This window comes from Novosphingopyxis baekryungensis DSM 16222 (assembly GCF_000420305.1).
In the GTDB taxonomy this organism is placed as follows: Bacteria; Pseudomonadota; Alphaproteobacteria; order Sphingomonadales; family Sphingomonadaceae; genus Novosphingopyxis; species Novosphingopyxis baekryungensis.
The window spans coordinates 688,327-702,636 of the sequence record NZ_ATUR01000002.1 but is presented as its reverse complement, the minus strand read 5'-3'; the positions used below and the strand labels follow the sequence as shown (position 1 = coordinate 702,636).

Below are 14,310 nucleotides of genomic sequence, written 5' to 3'. Positions count from 1 at the left end.
CGCGCCGTGGCGGCTGCCAGGCACCGCCCGTCGGCCCCGCAGGTCAGGCGGCGCTCAGATGCTGCTGGTCGGCATCGAACCGATAGAGTCCGCGATAATCCTTGCTCGATCGGAACAGATCGGTCTGCCCCATGATCGTCTCGGCAGCCCCCAGCATCAGCAGCCCTTCCGGCCTGATACTGCGTGCCAGGTTCCGGAACACACGTGGCCGGTGCTCCGGCAACAGATACATGATCACATTGCGGCAGAGCACCAGATCGAATTCGTTTCTGTTCTCCACCGGATCGAGCAGATTGTGCTGGCGGAAGCGCACCATGTCGCGCAGTTCCGGCTTGGCAACCCAGTCCTCCCCATCCTTCGCGAAATAGCGCAGCATGAGCGTGATCGGCATGCCGCGCTGGATAACGAGCTGCGAATAGCGCCCTTCGCGGGCCTGTTCGACGACCGAGGTGGACACATCGCTGCCGATGATCTCGATATCCCAGCCGTCCCATTGCCGGCGGTTTTCCAGGATCGACATGGCTACCGAATAGGCTTCCTGCCCTGTCGAGCAGGCGGCCGACCAGATCCGGATGCGACGGTCCGCCGCGCGGCTTTCGCGCAGCGAGGACAGCGCCGGGCCGGTGAGCAGGGCGAAGGCCGCCTGATCGCGAAAGAAGCTGGTCTCGTGGTTCAGCATCGCGTCGATGGTCTGCCGCTCGAGCAGACGATTGCCGCCCGCGGACAGCGCGGCAACCAGATCGTCGACCGAAGAGAGCGCATGGGCGCGCATGATGGGTGCCAGCATGGTTTCCACACGCCAGTAACGATCCGGCGTCAGAACCTGTCCTGCGTTTCGTTCAATGAGGTCGGACAGCATGGAAAGTGCCCCTTCGGGTACCAGGCGGTTCATGCTGCAAGGCCTTTCTTGGCGAGATGACTGCCCATGGCGGCAGGCGGCAGGACGGCCGACGCCAGCCCGGCATTCGCGATGGCACCAGGCATGCCCCAGACGACCGAGGATTGCTCATCCTGCACGATGACGGCGGCACCCTGCGCGCGCAGTTCGCCCGCACCGATCAGCCCGTCATGGCCCATACCGCTCATGATCACGCCAAGCGCATGCGCACCGAAACATTGCGCGACCGATTGCAGCATCGGGTCCACAGCCGGAAGATATCTGCTCTCGGTCAGGCCATGCAGGGCCTTCAACCGGGGCACGCCATTGACATAGGCGCAGCCCAGATGCCCCAGGCCAGAGGCGATATAGACATGGCCCCGCTCCATCGGCATGTCGTCCCTGCCCACTAGAACGGTGCGCGCGATGTGATGATCGAGCTGACGGGCGAAGTAACTCATAAAGTCCAGCGGCAGATGCTGGGTGATGAGGATCGGACAATCGATCGCCGGCGGCAGGGCTTTGAGAAACTGCTGAATGGCGATGATCCCGCCGGTAGAACTGCCGATCGCGATGCATTCCAACTCGCCGCCGCTGACCGGCGTTGGCGGCATTTCCGGCGCCCTTGTTGCGGGCTGTGGATGCGCCGTTGCGGGCACGGCGCGCGTTTTGCAGATCACGGCATCGATCTTGGCGAGCAGGGCATCGGTAAAGCGCAGGCGGTTGGCCGCGCCCCCCGGCTTGGCCAGAATGTCATGCGCGCCCAGCGTGAGCGCCTCGACCGCCTTGGGGGCCTGCTCCTCGATATGCGACGAGATGATGAACACGGCTGCGCCCTGGCTGCGTGCGATGATTTCCGGCAGCCCTTCCAGGCCGTTCCGGCCGGGCATCTCGATATCGAGCAGGATGATTTCGACTTTTTGTCTGGCGAGAAACTGAAGCGCCTCGTCCACCGAGGCACAGCTCCCGGCAAAGGCCAGGCGATTGTTCCGCAGGATGATCCGCTCGAACACCGAGCGCACCACGCTGCTGTCATCCACCACCAGAATGCGGACCGGCTGATCGCATCCGGAAGCCGGGGCTTCGGATGTCCGCTCTTGGGCATGCAGGGCGGCGGCAACGTTCATGGAATGTCAGGCAGCGCCCACGAGCTCAAGCTTGGATTGCAGCATGTCGCGGTCGAACGGTTTCATGATGAATTCGTCGGCCCCGGCGGCAATGGCCGCTTCGATCTGCGGCAGACCGTTTTCCGTCGTGCAGAAAATCACCTTGGCCGTCTGGCCCTTGGCGCGCACGGCCCTCAGAAAATCCATCCCGCCCATGACCGGCATGTTCCAGTCCAGCAGAATGACATCGGGATTAACCGTCTCGCATTGCTCCACGCCGTCCTGGCCGTCGACCGCTTCGCAGACCTGGAACTCCAGCGATTCCAGAATGTGGCGGGCCACCTTCCGGATCACCTTGCTGTCATCGACGACAAGACATGTTTTCATTGCGCATCACTCCGGGGCTATAATCTCCCGGGACCATGCACCAAACGCGTTAGCGCATCATTAATTCAGGCGGCCATCTGCCGGGGCAAGTGGATGAAATTGCCCAAGGAAACCACCATCATCATGTCGCGCCCTTCCACGGCGGCCACCCCGGTGGCCAATCTGGCCCAGGCGTCCGTCGCACCGCCGACATCCATGATCTGATCCGAAGGGATCGTCAGCACATCGTCCACCTTGTCGATCAGGAAGCCATAGACATTCCCGCCGATCGAACCGATGATCGCCGTGCTGTCCGCATCCAGCCGGGTTTGTTTCCGGGCAATCAGCTGCGCGGGATCGATCAGCGTGATCACCCGGCTTCGCAGCGCAAACAGACCGGCAACATGGCTCGGCGCAGCAGGCACCGGCACGGTTTCGCCGACCGATACCACCGCCTCCACATCCTGCGTGGGGATCGCCACCATCGTCCCGGCCATTTCAGCGATCAGATACAGATCCTTCACGCGACATACTCCTGTCGGATGCCGTCGGGCGCGATGCCGCCAGGCTCGGCCTTGTCGGCCAGCGCGCGCAGGATGGCTGCGCGGTCATAGCGATAGATGCTGCGGTCTGCCGACTGGCCCGGACGATCGTGCAGCAGGATGGTGCGCGATGGATCGATCGCTGCGCCGTTGCCGCCGTCCTCGCTCAGCAATTCGGCCCAGGCCGCCGCGCGCTGCTCCGGATCATGCGTCACCCGGTATCCCGCCGCCTCCAGCAGCGGTTTCAACACATTGCCCATCCAGCCCTGCTGATCGGCCTCCAGATAACAGAGTGCTCCGCCCGCCTGCCCCAGGTCACTGCCCTGCAGACGCGCACCTTCCGCCAGACAGGCATGCGCATCGATCAGTTCGATCTGTTCGCCTTCATGCTCGATCACCGCCTCGACCATGGGGGTGCCGATTGCCGGTCGCACGACTTCCAGGTCGATAATATCGAGGATTTCCTGGACCATCATGAGCACGCCGTTCTCGCCGCTCATCAGGCGGAGCAGTTTGACATTCTCTCCCTGCGGCTCGCCTTCGCACCCCAGGACGACGCCATGCCGGCCTTCATGGGCAAATCGCAGCGCGCCGCCGCGATGCCGCACGGTGCTGGCCGGAACCTCCTTCATCCGATCGAGCACGGACAGGCGCACCGCCTTGCGCTCTCCCGTCATCGACAGGAACATGAGCGCGCGTTTGGCCTTGTGATGCGTCGCATCGGCTGTCTTGGGCGCCGCCATGTCGATCTGGTCGGAAACCTTGCCCGCCTCGGCAATGCCCGATGCATCCAGCAGCATGATCGGCCGCCCGTTGTCGGGCAGCGAAATGCCGGCATAGAGGCCGGAGGCCATCAGCAGCGGCGGTGCCGGTTTGACCACCAGTTCTTCATGATCCACCACCGCATCGACCGCCAGCGCATAACGGCGCCCGCCCGAAATCGATACGACGATCACCGTACCGGGACCGTCGCTGTCGACCCCGAGCACGCCGGCGAGAGAAACGCAGGCCATGCGTGCGCCGCGGATCGACGCCACTTGCTTGCCGCCCGCCCGATCGATCCGCACCTGCCCGCCTTTCAGCGACAGGATTTCGGTCACCGTGCTGCGCGGGATGGCGAACAGGGTGTTGCCGCACCGCAGGGTGAGGCCTGGCATGATGCTGAGCGTCAAAGGCAGGCGCATCACGATGGTGAGCCCATGGCCGGGATTGTTGCGCAGTTCAATCGTGCCGCCCATCTGGTCGATCGCGTGGCGTACGACATCCATGCCCACGCCCCGCCCGGACAGATCGGTCACCGCCTCGGAGGTCGAGAAGCCCGGCTCGAAAATCAGCTCGGCCATGTCGCGCTGGCTCATCGTGGCGGCCTGCTCGGACCCGATGATGCCCTTGGCAATCGCCTTGGCGCAGATCCGCTCGGTATCGAGCCCGCGGCCATCGTCGGCCACTTCGATCACGATCTGATTGCCGGCCTGCTGTGCGGACAGGTGGATGACCGCCTGCGCGGCTTTTCCGGACGCGCGGCGCACCTCGGGCGTTTCGATGCCATGATCCACGCTGTTGCGCAGGATATGCATGATCGGATCGCGGATGACGTCGACCATTTCCCGGTCGATCTCGACATCGCCGCCCTCGACCTTCAGCAGAATATCCTTCTTCAGGTCCAGCGCGGTATCGCGCACCAGCCGGGGAAAGCTGACGAACAGCCGGTCGATGGGCTGCAGGCGGACGAGCCCGATCGAATCGCGCATCTGCGCAATGCTGGAGGACAGCCGCGAAAACAGCTGGTCGACCTCGATGCTGACATCGTCCTCGCGCAGCCGCCGGGCCATTTCATTGCGGGCCAGCACCATGTCGGAAATGCCGCTCATCAGATTGTCGAGCAGATCGAGCGACAGCCTGGCCGAGCGATTGCGCTGCAGCGCCGCGCGCTGGGGATCGCGCCGTTCGCGAGGCGGCTCGACTTCGGGCGCCGGCACCGGAATCATCGCCGCGCCGGAACAGACGTCGGCCAGCCGCTGGATCAGCAGATGATCGTCGTCGAATATGGCGTCCTGCGTGTCGAGCGCATTGGTAACCGCCGCAATCCGGTCGATGATCGCCAGCACTGCGGTGACCAGCGCCTGGGAGGCGACCAGCTCGTTCTGCCGAACCGCATCCAGGGCGTTTTCGGCGGCATGGCTGAGCGTCGTGAGGCGCGGAAGATCGAGAAAGCCGCAGCTGCCCTTGACAGTGTGGACGAAGCGGAAAATGCTGTCGAGCGTCTCCCGGTCGTCGGGCGCACGCTCCCAGGCGATCACGGCACCTTCTATGCTTTGCAGCGTCTCGCGTGTTTCCGCGATAAAATCGTCAAGAAGATCGTCCATCGTTCCGCCCGGTAGTTTCCGGACAGTCCTAAAGCGCATATGGTTAAGAAATCGCTTTCCCTGATGTGCCGCAGCCAGCCGCCACATCCGGGCGCGGCCATGCCCGCCCGCTCAGGACTTGATGAGCGCGCCCATCAGCAGCGGCTCGTTCGACCCGCCGGCAATCTGCACCATGCCGCCGCCGCGCTGGGCGAGCGTCTGCACCATATGGGCCGCCGCCGTGCGCGAATCGATCTGCGCCGGGTCGAGCCCGCCTTCCAGCGCGGCGCGCACCTGTGCATCGAGCACCAGTTTGGGCCCCTCGGCCCGCACCACGATTTCGGTCTCCCCGTCCCGGCTTTCCGCGCCCACGGCCAACGTGCCGCCCCGCACCAGGGCTTCGCGCGCAATCAGCACCATGTTGAGCAGGATCTTGACCGCCGCCTTGGGCAAAGGCCCTTCGGGCACATCCCATACCAGCTTGGTGCGCGCATCCTCCACCAGACCCTGCGCCACCGCGCGGGCATCGGTGGGGTCCACCGTCGGGCCGAAGCCACCCGCTGCGCCAAAGGCCAGCCGGAAGAATTTCAGCTTGTTCGCCGCCGCCGCGGCACTTTCGTTCAGCAGATCGATGCAACGCGCGCGCATGGCGGGGTCAGTTTCGTCCGCCAGCAGCTCCAGCCCGTTGTTCATCGCGCCGACAGGGCTCAACAGATCGTGGCAGAGGCGCGAGCATAGAAGGGCGGCGAGATCGACTTGGTCGTCGGACATTTCAGGCATGATGTTCCAGCATTAAGCGGTAAATGGTGCGCGCCGGACATGGCCCGCACATGCGTGCGGCGCAAGGCCTCACGGATCGATCTGCAGTCCGCAGCGACGAAATGTGTCGCCCGCCCTCTCCGGCGCGCGAAAAGCAGCGATCGCGCCCTGCGCAAGGATCAGCCAGATTCGCCCGTCCGGCGCTGCCATGGCCAGATCGGTCGGCGACGGGGCGGCACGGCCATTGGGGTGCGAATGATAATAGCCGATCACGGCCAGGCCATGCCCCTGCCGCGCGGCCCGTTCGGCACCGATCAGCGCGGCGGGATCGATCTCGAAATGCCGTTCCGGCTGCGCCGCGACATTGTCTGCCGCGCGCACCGCTTCGATCCTGTCCCCCTGCCCCAGCAACAGCCCGCAACATTCCAGCGGAGCGGCCCGATCGGCATGCGCGCGCATCATCGCGGCGGTCTGGTGTGCGATCCGAATGGTCATAGCCTGTCCCTTGTGCAACATGCACCGCGTGATGAACAGGATCGAAGGAACCGTCCCCCCCGGCAGGCTGGATGCGGCGATCGCCGACGCGGCGGACGATCTGTCGCGCGAGCGGGTGAAGGCGCTGATCGCCGAAGGGCGTCTGCAGATCGATGGCCGCACGATCACCGCCGGCTCCAGCAGGAAGTTCGAAGGCCAGGCCTTTTCGCTGGACCTGCCCCCGCCCGTTACCACCGATCTGGTGCCGCAGGACATCCCGCTCACCGTGGTCTTCGAAGACGCGCATCTCATCGTGATCGACAAGCCCGCCGGGCTGGTGGTTCACCCGGCCCCCGGCCACCCAAGCGGCACGCTGGTCAACGCGCTGCTGCACCACTGCGCCGGCTCACTTTCGGGCATCGGTGGAGAACGCCGTCCGGGAATCGTGCACCGGATCGACAAGGATACCTCCGGCCTGATGGTCGCCGCCAAGTCCGATCTGGCGCATCGCGGGCTGGCCGCCTTGTTCAAGGCACACGACATCGATCGGCATTATCTGGCGATCGTGGACGGCGTGCCCATGCCGCTGGCCGGAACAGTGGACGCTGCGGTGGGCCGCGCGCCCAACCATCGCAAGAAGATGGCGGTGGTTGCCGAGGGCAAGGGCAAGCATGCCATAACCCATTATGCGACGCGGCAGGCGCTGAAGCAGGCCGCGCTGGTCGATTGCACGCTGGAAACCGGGCGGACCCATCAGGTGCGCGTGCATATGGCGCATCTCGGCCACCCGTTGATCGGCGATCCGCTTTACGGACGAACCCCCAAGAAAAACATGGCCGCCGAGAGGAAGGCCTTCCCCCGCCAGGCCTTGCACGCCGCGGTACTTGGTTTTATCCATCCCTTGACTGCGGAAAAGCTGCGGTTTGAGAGCCCGATTCCTGCCGATATGCAGGAACTGTTAAGGGCGCTTTGCGTATAGATACAGGAAAGCGAAACCGGTCTGTTCTACGGTGCTTGATGAGGCCGTTGGGCGACCATCTGAAGGAAGATTATCATGGCTACCAGCACGAAAAAAGCGGTCGTCCCTGCCCTTGGGGGGGAAAACAGCCTCAATCGTTATCTGAGCGAAATCCGCAAATTCCCGATTTTGAAGCCCGAGCAGGAATATATGCTCGCGCGCCGCTATGCCGAGCATCAGGACAGCGACGCGGCAGCGCAGCTCGTCACCTCGCATCTGCGCCTCGTGGCGAAGATCGCGATGGGCTATCGCGGCTATGGCCTGCCGGTCAGCGAGCTGATCAGCGAAGGCAATATTGGCCTCATGCAGGGCGTGAAGAAATTCGATGCCGAACGCGGCTTCCGCCTCGCCACCTATGCGATGTGGTGGATCCGCGCCTCGATCCAGGAATATATCCTGCGCTCCTGGAGCCTTGTAAAGATCGGCACCACCGCCGCGCAGAAGAAGCTGTTCTTCAACCTGCGCCGGATGAAAAACCAGTTGCAGGCGTTCGAGGATGGCGATCTGCGCCCCGAAGACGTCAACAAGATCGCCACCGATCTCGGCGTGACCGAGGACGAGGTTCACTCCATGAACCGCCGCATGTCGATGGGCGGGGATGCCTCGCTCAACGTGCCGATGCGCGAGGATGGCGATGGTCAGTGGCAGGACTGGTTGACCGACGAGCAGCCCTTGCAGGACAAGGTCGTGGCCGATGCGCAGGAAGCCGATGTGCGCCATGACATGCTGCTCGAGGCGATGGACGGCCTGAACGATCGGGAGAAGCATATTCTGACCGAGCGCCGCCTGACGGAGAGCCCGCAGACGCTGGAACAGCTTAGCCAGGTCTATAGTGTCAGCCGCGAACGGGTCCGCCAGATCGAAGTGCGCGCATTTGAAAAGGTGCAGAAGGCCATGCTGCGGATCGCGGGCGAAAAGCGCCTGATCCCCGCCGCCGCCTGATTATACCCACTGCCGAACATATGACCGGCCTGCCCCCGTGGCGGGCCGGTTTTTTCTTGGGTTTCGCAGACGGACCCGCCATCCTTTCCTGATCAACCGCATCGCCGGGCGAATATGCCTTGAGCGACCGCCATCAGGAGACATGCTCTATCGCCCGCCTCTTCACCTGGCTGTTCAAGCTGGTCATCGCCTTCATCGCCCTGTCTGTTCTGTGGGTGCTGCTCTACGCCGTCGTACCTCCGCCCTTCACCATCACCATGGCAATGGACGAGCATAGCATCACCAAGGACTGGGAGCCGCTGTCCAACATCTCCCCCAATCTGGTGCGCGCGGCAATCGGCGCGGAAGACGGCAAATTCTGCACCCATAACGGGTTCGATACCGAGGCGATCGAAAAGGCCATGCGCCGCAACGCGCAGGGCGGCCGCATTCGCGGCGGCTCCACCATCAGCCAGCAAACCGCCAAAAACGCCTTTCTGTGGCAGGGCGGCGGCTATTTTCGCAAGGGGCTGGAGGCCTGGTTCACCTTCCTGATCGAGAATATCTGGGGCAAGCACCGGATCATGGAAGTCTATCTCAACCTCGCCGAGACGGGCATCGGCACCTATGGCGCCGAAGCGGGCGCGCAGCGATATTTCAACAAATCCGCCGCCGACCTGACGCCCACCGAAGCCGCCCGCATCGCCGCCGCCCTGCCACTCCCCAAGCGCCGCTCCGTCGTCAACCCCACCGGCTTCGTCCGCCGCTACGGTAACAGCATCGCCAAACGCATCGGCGTGGTGAAGCGCGACGGTCTGGATGGGTGTATCTACACATGACGACAAAACCCCGCAGTGAGTTCTGTCATTAGCGGGCCCATAAAAAAAGGCGCGGGAGTCACCTCCCGCGCCTTCAATTCTATCGCTAGTCGTTCCGTCGATCAGTAACCGATCACCAGAGAAACCGAGCCAGCGCGCGGCGGGCCAATCTGCACGAACGGGGATTGGGTGCGATCCAGAGATCCGCCGAAGCCACCGACATAAAGTTCGTCGAACAGGTTAGTGAGGTTCAACTGGATTGCAGCACTACGACCAAATCCGAGATCACCCAGATTGTAACGGACATCCAGATCGACCAGCGTATAACCATCAACGGTTGCACCGTAGCCAGCGATCGGCACGTTCTCGTCATTGACGAAGCGCTGACCGGTGTATTTCACCTGACCGCCTATTTCCAGATCACCAAAGGTAACCTGCGCGCGACCGCCAAGCGAGAAGTCGGGAGAGCCGCTCTCGCGCTTGCCTTCAGTCTGGTAGAAAAACGGCTGACCAACATTGCCGAGCGAACAGCCAAATGCCGCATTCGTAGGCGCGCCGTCACCATCGAGACCGCAGGTCCCGCCCTGAACGTTCTGCTTGATCTCGGATTTCAGATAAGAACCGAAAACATACAGCAGCAGGTTTCTGTTCGGACGGAAGGCAATGCTGCCGTCTACACCATATTTGTCGACCGCACCCAGGTTGCGGAAAATAACCTGATCGAGGATCGGGTCAAAAGCCGTTGCGAGGCGATTTTGATATTTGGTGTAGAAACCAGCCACCTGTGCCTGGATCTTGCCACTCGTGAAACGAGCACCGAGATCGAAGCTGTCCGTGGTTTCCGGATCGGGACGCGCGCTGCCGGCATTTTCGTCAAAGAATAGCGAAGCGTAGAGCGGATCCGTGCCGGGGACCGACAGGCCTTGGGCAAAGTTGAAGAAGACCGAAGCAGCAGGCGTGAATTTGTAGACCAGGCCTACGTTCGGCAACACCTTGTTGTAAGTATAATCGCGTGAAATCGGGGGAACGGCATTCGGATTGGCGGCAAGATAAGCCGTCGGATCCTGGTTGCCGATGCAGTCGATAAAACCGTTCGCCGAGGTGGTGAAGCAGTACTGGTTCAGCTCACGCTTGAAGAAAGGTGCGCGAACACCCAGCGTGGTGACCAGCCGCTCGTCGAAGAACCGCCCACGATATTCTCCAGATACCTGATTGAGAATGGCATAGGACAGACGATCACGCTTCTGGAGGATATTCCCGTTCACGTCCAACAGGGGATCATCGATCGGGAAGAATTCGGTCGGCTCCCCATTGCCAGCCTGCAGCGCGGTCGAACCAGTCTGCCTGTGGCGGGCATGGTCGAGCGTATACGCGATACGGACGCGATGATCCTGGTTGATCTCGTAAGCGAGCGATGAAATCACGCCATAGCGATCAGTCGTGGTGTGGCTCGGGTCATTGCCGGCAACGCGATCGAGCAAATCGCCGTCTCCGTTAAGATCACGGCCATAATAATATCCGCCGCGATAGAAGCCTGTGTAGGGTGTGCCATTGATGTTGGCGAAACCTTCACGAAGGTCCTCGGGACCACCGCCATTAGCTTTGACATACTGATAGCTTGGATCAACCGTCAGCGTAATGCCGTCCCCCAGCGTGAAACGCGACGCGCCACGGATGTTGCCGGTATCGGACGGGTTATAGCGGCGATCGAATTCGGCACCGCAGCCATCGCGGTCGCTATATTGCACCGAGGTACCTGGCGAGAACGTGCTGTTCGTGCAGGGATAATTGATGTCGTAAAAGCGACCCTCTTTGGAAGTCGGGAAATCCGGCAGTTCGAAAGAACCGAAAAAGTTATTACGGTTTTCATTATAATAGAAAGACACCGATGCGAAATCGCCGTCATTGCCGATTTCCTGGAACAGGCGGCCATTATATTGCTGCTTTTCGACCTTGCCATAATTGTTGAACGGGTTGTCATAAGACGTCCAGCTGGCGGACACGAACGCCTTGGTGCCAAAACCGGTGAGATCACCAGTATCGAACATCCCGAACGCGCGGATATAAGGGCGATCACCCGAACCGTTTGCAAGAATGTTGCCGTAGGAAGCACTGGCCACTGCGCCAATCTCGTCACCTGGCACACGCGTACGCAGGTTGATCGTTCCACCAACCGCGGAAGCGGTGGGGCTGTCCACGTCAGTCACGCCGAGGTTCACGTTCACTTCTTCCAGAGTCTCGGGATCGACCTGCTGGTTAGTGTAAATCGCGTAGTTGCCGGAATCGTTGAGCGGGAGGCCGTCGAGTGTCTGCGAAATACGATCGGACGTGAAGCCACGGATCGTGAACGAACCGCCGCCCGAACCGAAAGGATCGTTGTTCTGGAAGCTGACACCGGGAACAAGGTTCAGAATATCATTAACCGTCTGGCCAGGACGCTGGCGACGAATGATCTCCGAATCGAGAACTTGCTTCGCTTTCGACGTATCGGGAATTTCGATACCGCCGACCGATTGCTCCCGCGCACCCGTCACGATGATCGCATCATCGTCGTTGAACTCGATAGAGCCGGTGGACTGTGCGTGTGCCGGTGCGCCAAGCGCAATGGCCAAGGTAAAACTCGCCACGCTGGCGGCGAGATAGGTCTTGCAGTTCATGGGGTACCCCTTTGTACGTTCGAAAACTCCCGCGCCACGATAGCGTAGAACCAAATTCGTGACGGCGCGTTGAGGGCCCATTGGCGATGGAATTTGTCAGCTTTGTGAAAGCGCAGTTGTCATTTGCCCTGGATCAAGTTGCAAAAAACAAAAGAGCCCGAAAACCAGCGGTAATCGGGCTCTTGAGCGTAGCCGGCGGTTCCGCCGACAATCACTTTGGGTTGTTACTGTTGCAGCGCAGCAACAGTATGATCAGGCAGCGTCTTCCTTTTTCGCCTTGGTCGATTCGGCGAACACGCGGACGGGTTCCTTGCGACCCTCGGCCACATCCTTGTCGACCACGATCTCGCTGACGCCTTCCATGGATGGCAGATCGAACATGGTATCGAGCAGGATGGCTTCCAGAATGGAGCGCAGCCCGCGGGCACCGGTTTTGCGTTCGATGGCCTTCTTGGCGATGGCTTGCAGCGCATCGTCGGTGAAGCTGATTTCGACATCTTCCATGTCGAACAGCTTGCCATATTGCTTCACCAGCGCGTTCTTCGGCTCGGACAGGATCTGCACCAGGGCAGGCACGTCCAGATCTTCCAGCGTCGCGGTGACCGGCAGACGACCCACAAATTCCGGGATGAGCCCGAATTTCAGCAGATCTTCCGGCTCCAGCTTGGCCAGCACCTCGCCCGTGCGGCGCTCGTCCGGATCGGCGACATGCGCGCCGAAGCCCATGGACTTGCCTTCCATACGGTTGCCGATGATCTTTTCCAGACCGGCAAAGGCCCCGCCACAGATGAACAGGATGTTGGTGGTGTCCACCTGCAGGAATTCCTGCTGCGGATGCTTGCGCCCACCCTGCGGCGGCACCGACGCGGTGGTGCCTTCCATCAGCTTGAGCAGCGCCTGCTGCACACCTTCACCCGACACGTCGCGCGTGATCGAGGGATTTTCGGTCTTGCGCGTGATCTTGTCGATCTCGTCGATATAGACGATGCCGCGCTGCGCCTTTTCGACATTGTAATCGGACGCCTGCAACAGCTTCAGGATGATGTTCTCGACATCTTCGCCGACATAGCCGGCCTCCGTCAGCGTGGTCGCATCGGCCATGGTGAAGGGCACGTCAAAGGTCTTGGCCAGCGTCTGCGCCAGCAACGTCTTGCCGCAGCCGGTGGGGCCGACCAGCAGGATGTTGGACTTGGCGAGCTCGATCTCCGGGCTCTTGGCGGCGTGGTTCAAACGCTTGTAATGATTGTGCACGGCCACGGAGAGCACGCGCTTGGCGCGGGCCTGACCGATGACATAATCATCCAGAACATCGCAGATTTCCTGCGGCGAAGGGACTTCGCCCTCCTTCTTGTTGACCAGGCCACCCTTGGTCTCTTCCCGGATGATGTCGTTGCACAGCTCCACGCACTCGTCGCAGATGAACACGGTTGGCCCCGCGATCAGCTTGCGCACTTCATGCTGGGACTTGCCGCAGAAGCTGCAATAGAGCGTGTTCTTCGAATCGGAGCCGCTTAATTTGGTCATTCAGTTCGTTCCATTTCCGCCATTTCGGGGCGTATCGCGTCGACCGGAAAGACGCATCCTATCGCCGGTCGGCAGGGGCGCAAGAGCAATCAACGTCTCCTGTTACCCCATGCCCGTTAACAATTCAGCTTTATCGCGGACGCGCGCGGCCTAGCTGCCGGACTCGCTGTCCGGTGTGGCCGGGCGCTTTTCGAACACTTCGTCCACGATGCCGAAGGCCTTGGCCTCGTCCGCTTCCAGGAAGGTGTCGCGGTCCATCGCCTTTTCGATCTCCGCCAGCGGCTTGCCGGTATATTTGGCGTAAAGATCGTTCATCCGGCGACGAATCCGCAGGATTTCCTTGGCCTGGATCTCGATGTCCGATGCCATGCCCTGCGCGCCGCCCGACGGCTGATGCACCATCACGCGGGCGTTCGACAGGGCCACACGCATGCCCGGTTCACCGGCGGAGAGCAGGAAGCTGCCCATCGACGCGGCCTGACCGATGCAGACCGTGCCCACCTTCGGACGGATATATTGCATGGTATCGTGGATCGCCATGCCGGCCGTCACCACGCCGCCGGGCGAGTTGATGTACATCCAGATGTCCTTCTTCGGATTGTCCGATTCCAGGAACAGAAGCTGGGCGGTGATGATGGAGGCCATATGGTCTTCCACCTGGCCGGTCACGAAGATGATGCGCTCACGCAGCAAGCGGGAAAAGATGTCCCAACTGCGCTCGCCCCGGTTGGACTGTTCGATGACAACGGGGACCATCGCGTCGGTAATAGGATCGTGCATAAATATTCCGTGGCTGCTGGAGAGAATTGTTCTGGAGCCTAGATCGGATGCCCGGCCCTATGCGTCAAGGGCGGTAACCATCATCGCGCTGTCAGCGATGTGGCGGGTCCGGTTCGATCCGGC

13 protein-coding genes are annotated in these 14,310 nt (G+C 61.7%); 3 read left to right on the top strand and 10 right to left on the bottom strand.

Annotation, left to right across the window (positions count from 1 at the left end; all coding sequences use genetic code 11):
* Positions 1-43 precede the first annotated feature (43 nt).
* The 7 genes from G410_RS0103455 to G410_RS15460 all read right to left on the bottom strand — a co-directional run bounded on the left by G410_RS0103455 (position 44) and on the right by G410_RS15460 (position 6,490).
* Positions 44-892 carry a CheR family methyltransferase gene (locus G410_RS0103455; RefSeq protein WP_033317231.1) on the bottom strand — a complete coding sequence of 283 codons (849 nt, stop codon included), beginning with the start codon at positions 890-892 and terminating at the stop codon, positions 44-46.
* Entirely contained in the window at positions 889-2,004 is a 1,116-nt protein-coding gene (locus tag G410_RS0103450) for a chemotaxis protein CheB (protein ID WP_022672267.1), read from the bottom strand. Before G410_RS0103450 ends, G410_RS0103455 begins: the two co-directional genes overlap by 4 nt.
* Before the next feature lie 6 nt (positions 2,005-2,010).
* Positions 2,011-2,370 (bottom strand): response regulator, encoded by a 360-nt coding sequence (locus G410_RS0103445; RefSeq protein ID WP_022672266.1) that lies wholly within the window; start codon positions 2,368-2,370, stop codon positions 2,011-2,013.
* 65 nt (positions 2,371-2,435) lie between these two features.
* On the bottom strand, positions 2,436-2,873 hold the full coding sequence (locus G410_RS0103440) for a chemotaxis protein CheW (protein ID WP_022672265.1): 438 nt from the start codon (positions 2,871-2,873) through the stop codon (positions 2,436-2,438).
* Positions 2,870-5,257 (bottom strand): chemotaxis protein CheA, encoded by a 2,388-nt coding sequence (locus G410_RS15465; protein WP_022672264.1) that lies wholly within the window; start codon positions 5,255-5,257, stop codon positions 2,870-2,872. The genes G410_RS0103440 and G410_RS15465 overlap by 4 nt, the downstream gene beginning before the upstream one ends.
* A gap of 111 nt (positions 5,258-5,368) precedes the next feature.
* On the bottom strand, positions 5,369-6,007 hold the full coding sequence (locus tag G410_RS0103430) for a histidine phosphotransferase family protein (protein WP_022672263.1): 639 nt from the start codon (positions 6,005-6,007) through the stop codon (positions 5,369-5,371).
* Positions 6,008-6,085: 78 nt separating this feature from the next.
* Positions 6,086-6,490, bottom strand: a complete 405-nt coding sequence (locus G410_RS15460; RefSeq protein ID WP_022672262.1) for a M67 family metallopeptidase — start codon at positions 6,488-6,490, stop codon at positions 6,086-6,088.
* A gap of 31 nt (positions 6,491-6,521) precedes the next feature.
* On the opposite strand from G410_RS15460, the gene G410_RS0103420 reads away from it, so the two are divergent.
* From G410_RS0103420 to mtgA, 3 genes are all read left to right on the top strand, one after another.
* Positions 6,522-7,448 carry an RluA family pseudouridine synthase gene (locus tag G410_RS0103420; RefSeq protein ID WP_022672261.1) on the top strand — a complete coding sequence of 309 codons (927 nt, stop codon included), beginning with the start codon at positions 6,522-6,524 and terminating at the stop codon, positions 7,446-7,448.
* A gap of 75 nt (positions 7,449-7,523) precedes the next feature.
* A complete protein-coding gene (gene rpoH, locus G410_RS0103415; protein WP_022672260.1) occupies positions 7,524-8,429 on the top strand; it encodes an RNA polymerase sigma factor RpoH in 906 nt (301 codons plus the stop codon).
* 119 nt (positions 8,430-8,548) lie between these two features.
* Complete coding sequence (gene mtgA, locus G410_RS0103410; RefSeq protein WP_022672259.1) at positions 8,549-9,247, top strand: monofunctional biosynthetic peptidoglycan transglycosylase; 699 nt, start codon at positions 8,549-8,551, stop codon at positions 9,245-9,247.
* Positions 9,248-9,348: 101 nt separating this feature from the next.
* On the opposite strand, the gene G410_RS0103405 is transcribed toward mtgA, so the two are convergent.
* The 3 genes from G410_RS0103405 to G410_RS0103395 all read right to left on the bottom strand — a co-directional run bounded on the left by G410_RS0103405 (position 9,349) and on the right by G410_RS0103395 (position 14,187).
* The gene (locus G410_RS0103405) at positions 9,349-11,883 is read right to left on the bottom strand and encodes a TonB-dependent receptor (RefSeq protein WP_022672258.1); all 2,535 of its coding nucleotides are present in this window, start codon (positions 11,881-11,883) and stop codon (positions 9,349-9,351) included.
* A gap of 252 nt (positions 11,884-12,135) precedes the next feature.
* A complete protein-coding gene (gene clpX, locus G410_RS0103400; RefSeq protein ID WP_022672257.1) occupies positions 12,136-13,407 on the bottom strand; it encodes an ATP-dependent Clp protease ATP-binding subunit ClpX in 1,272 nt (423 codons plus the stop codon).
* A 150-nt stretch (positions 13,408-13,557) separates the two neighbouring features.
* The gene (locus G410_RS0103395) at positions 13,558-14,187 is read right to left on the bottom strand and encodes an ATP-dependent Clp protease proteolytic subunit (RefSeq protein WP_022672256.1); all 630 of its coding nucleotides are present in this window, start codon (positions 14,185-14,187) and stop codon (positions 13,558-13,560) included.
* Positions 14,188-14,310: the final 123 nt, after the last annotated feature.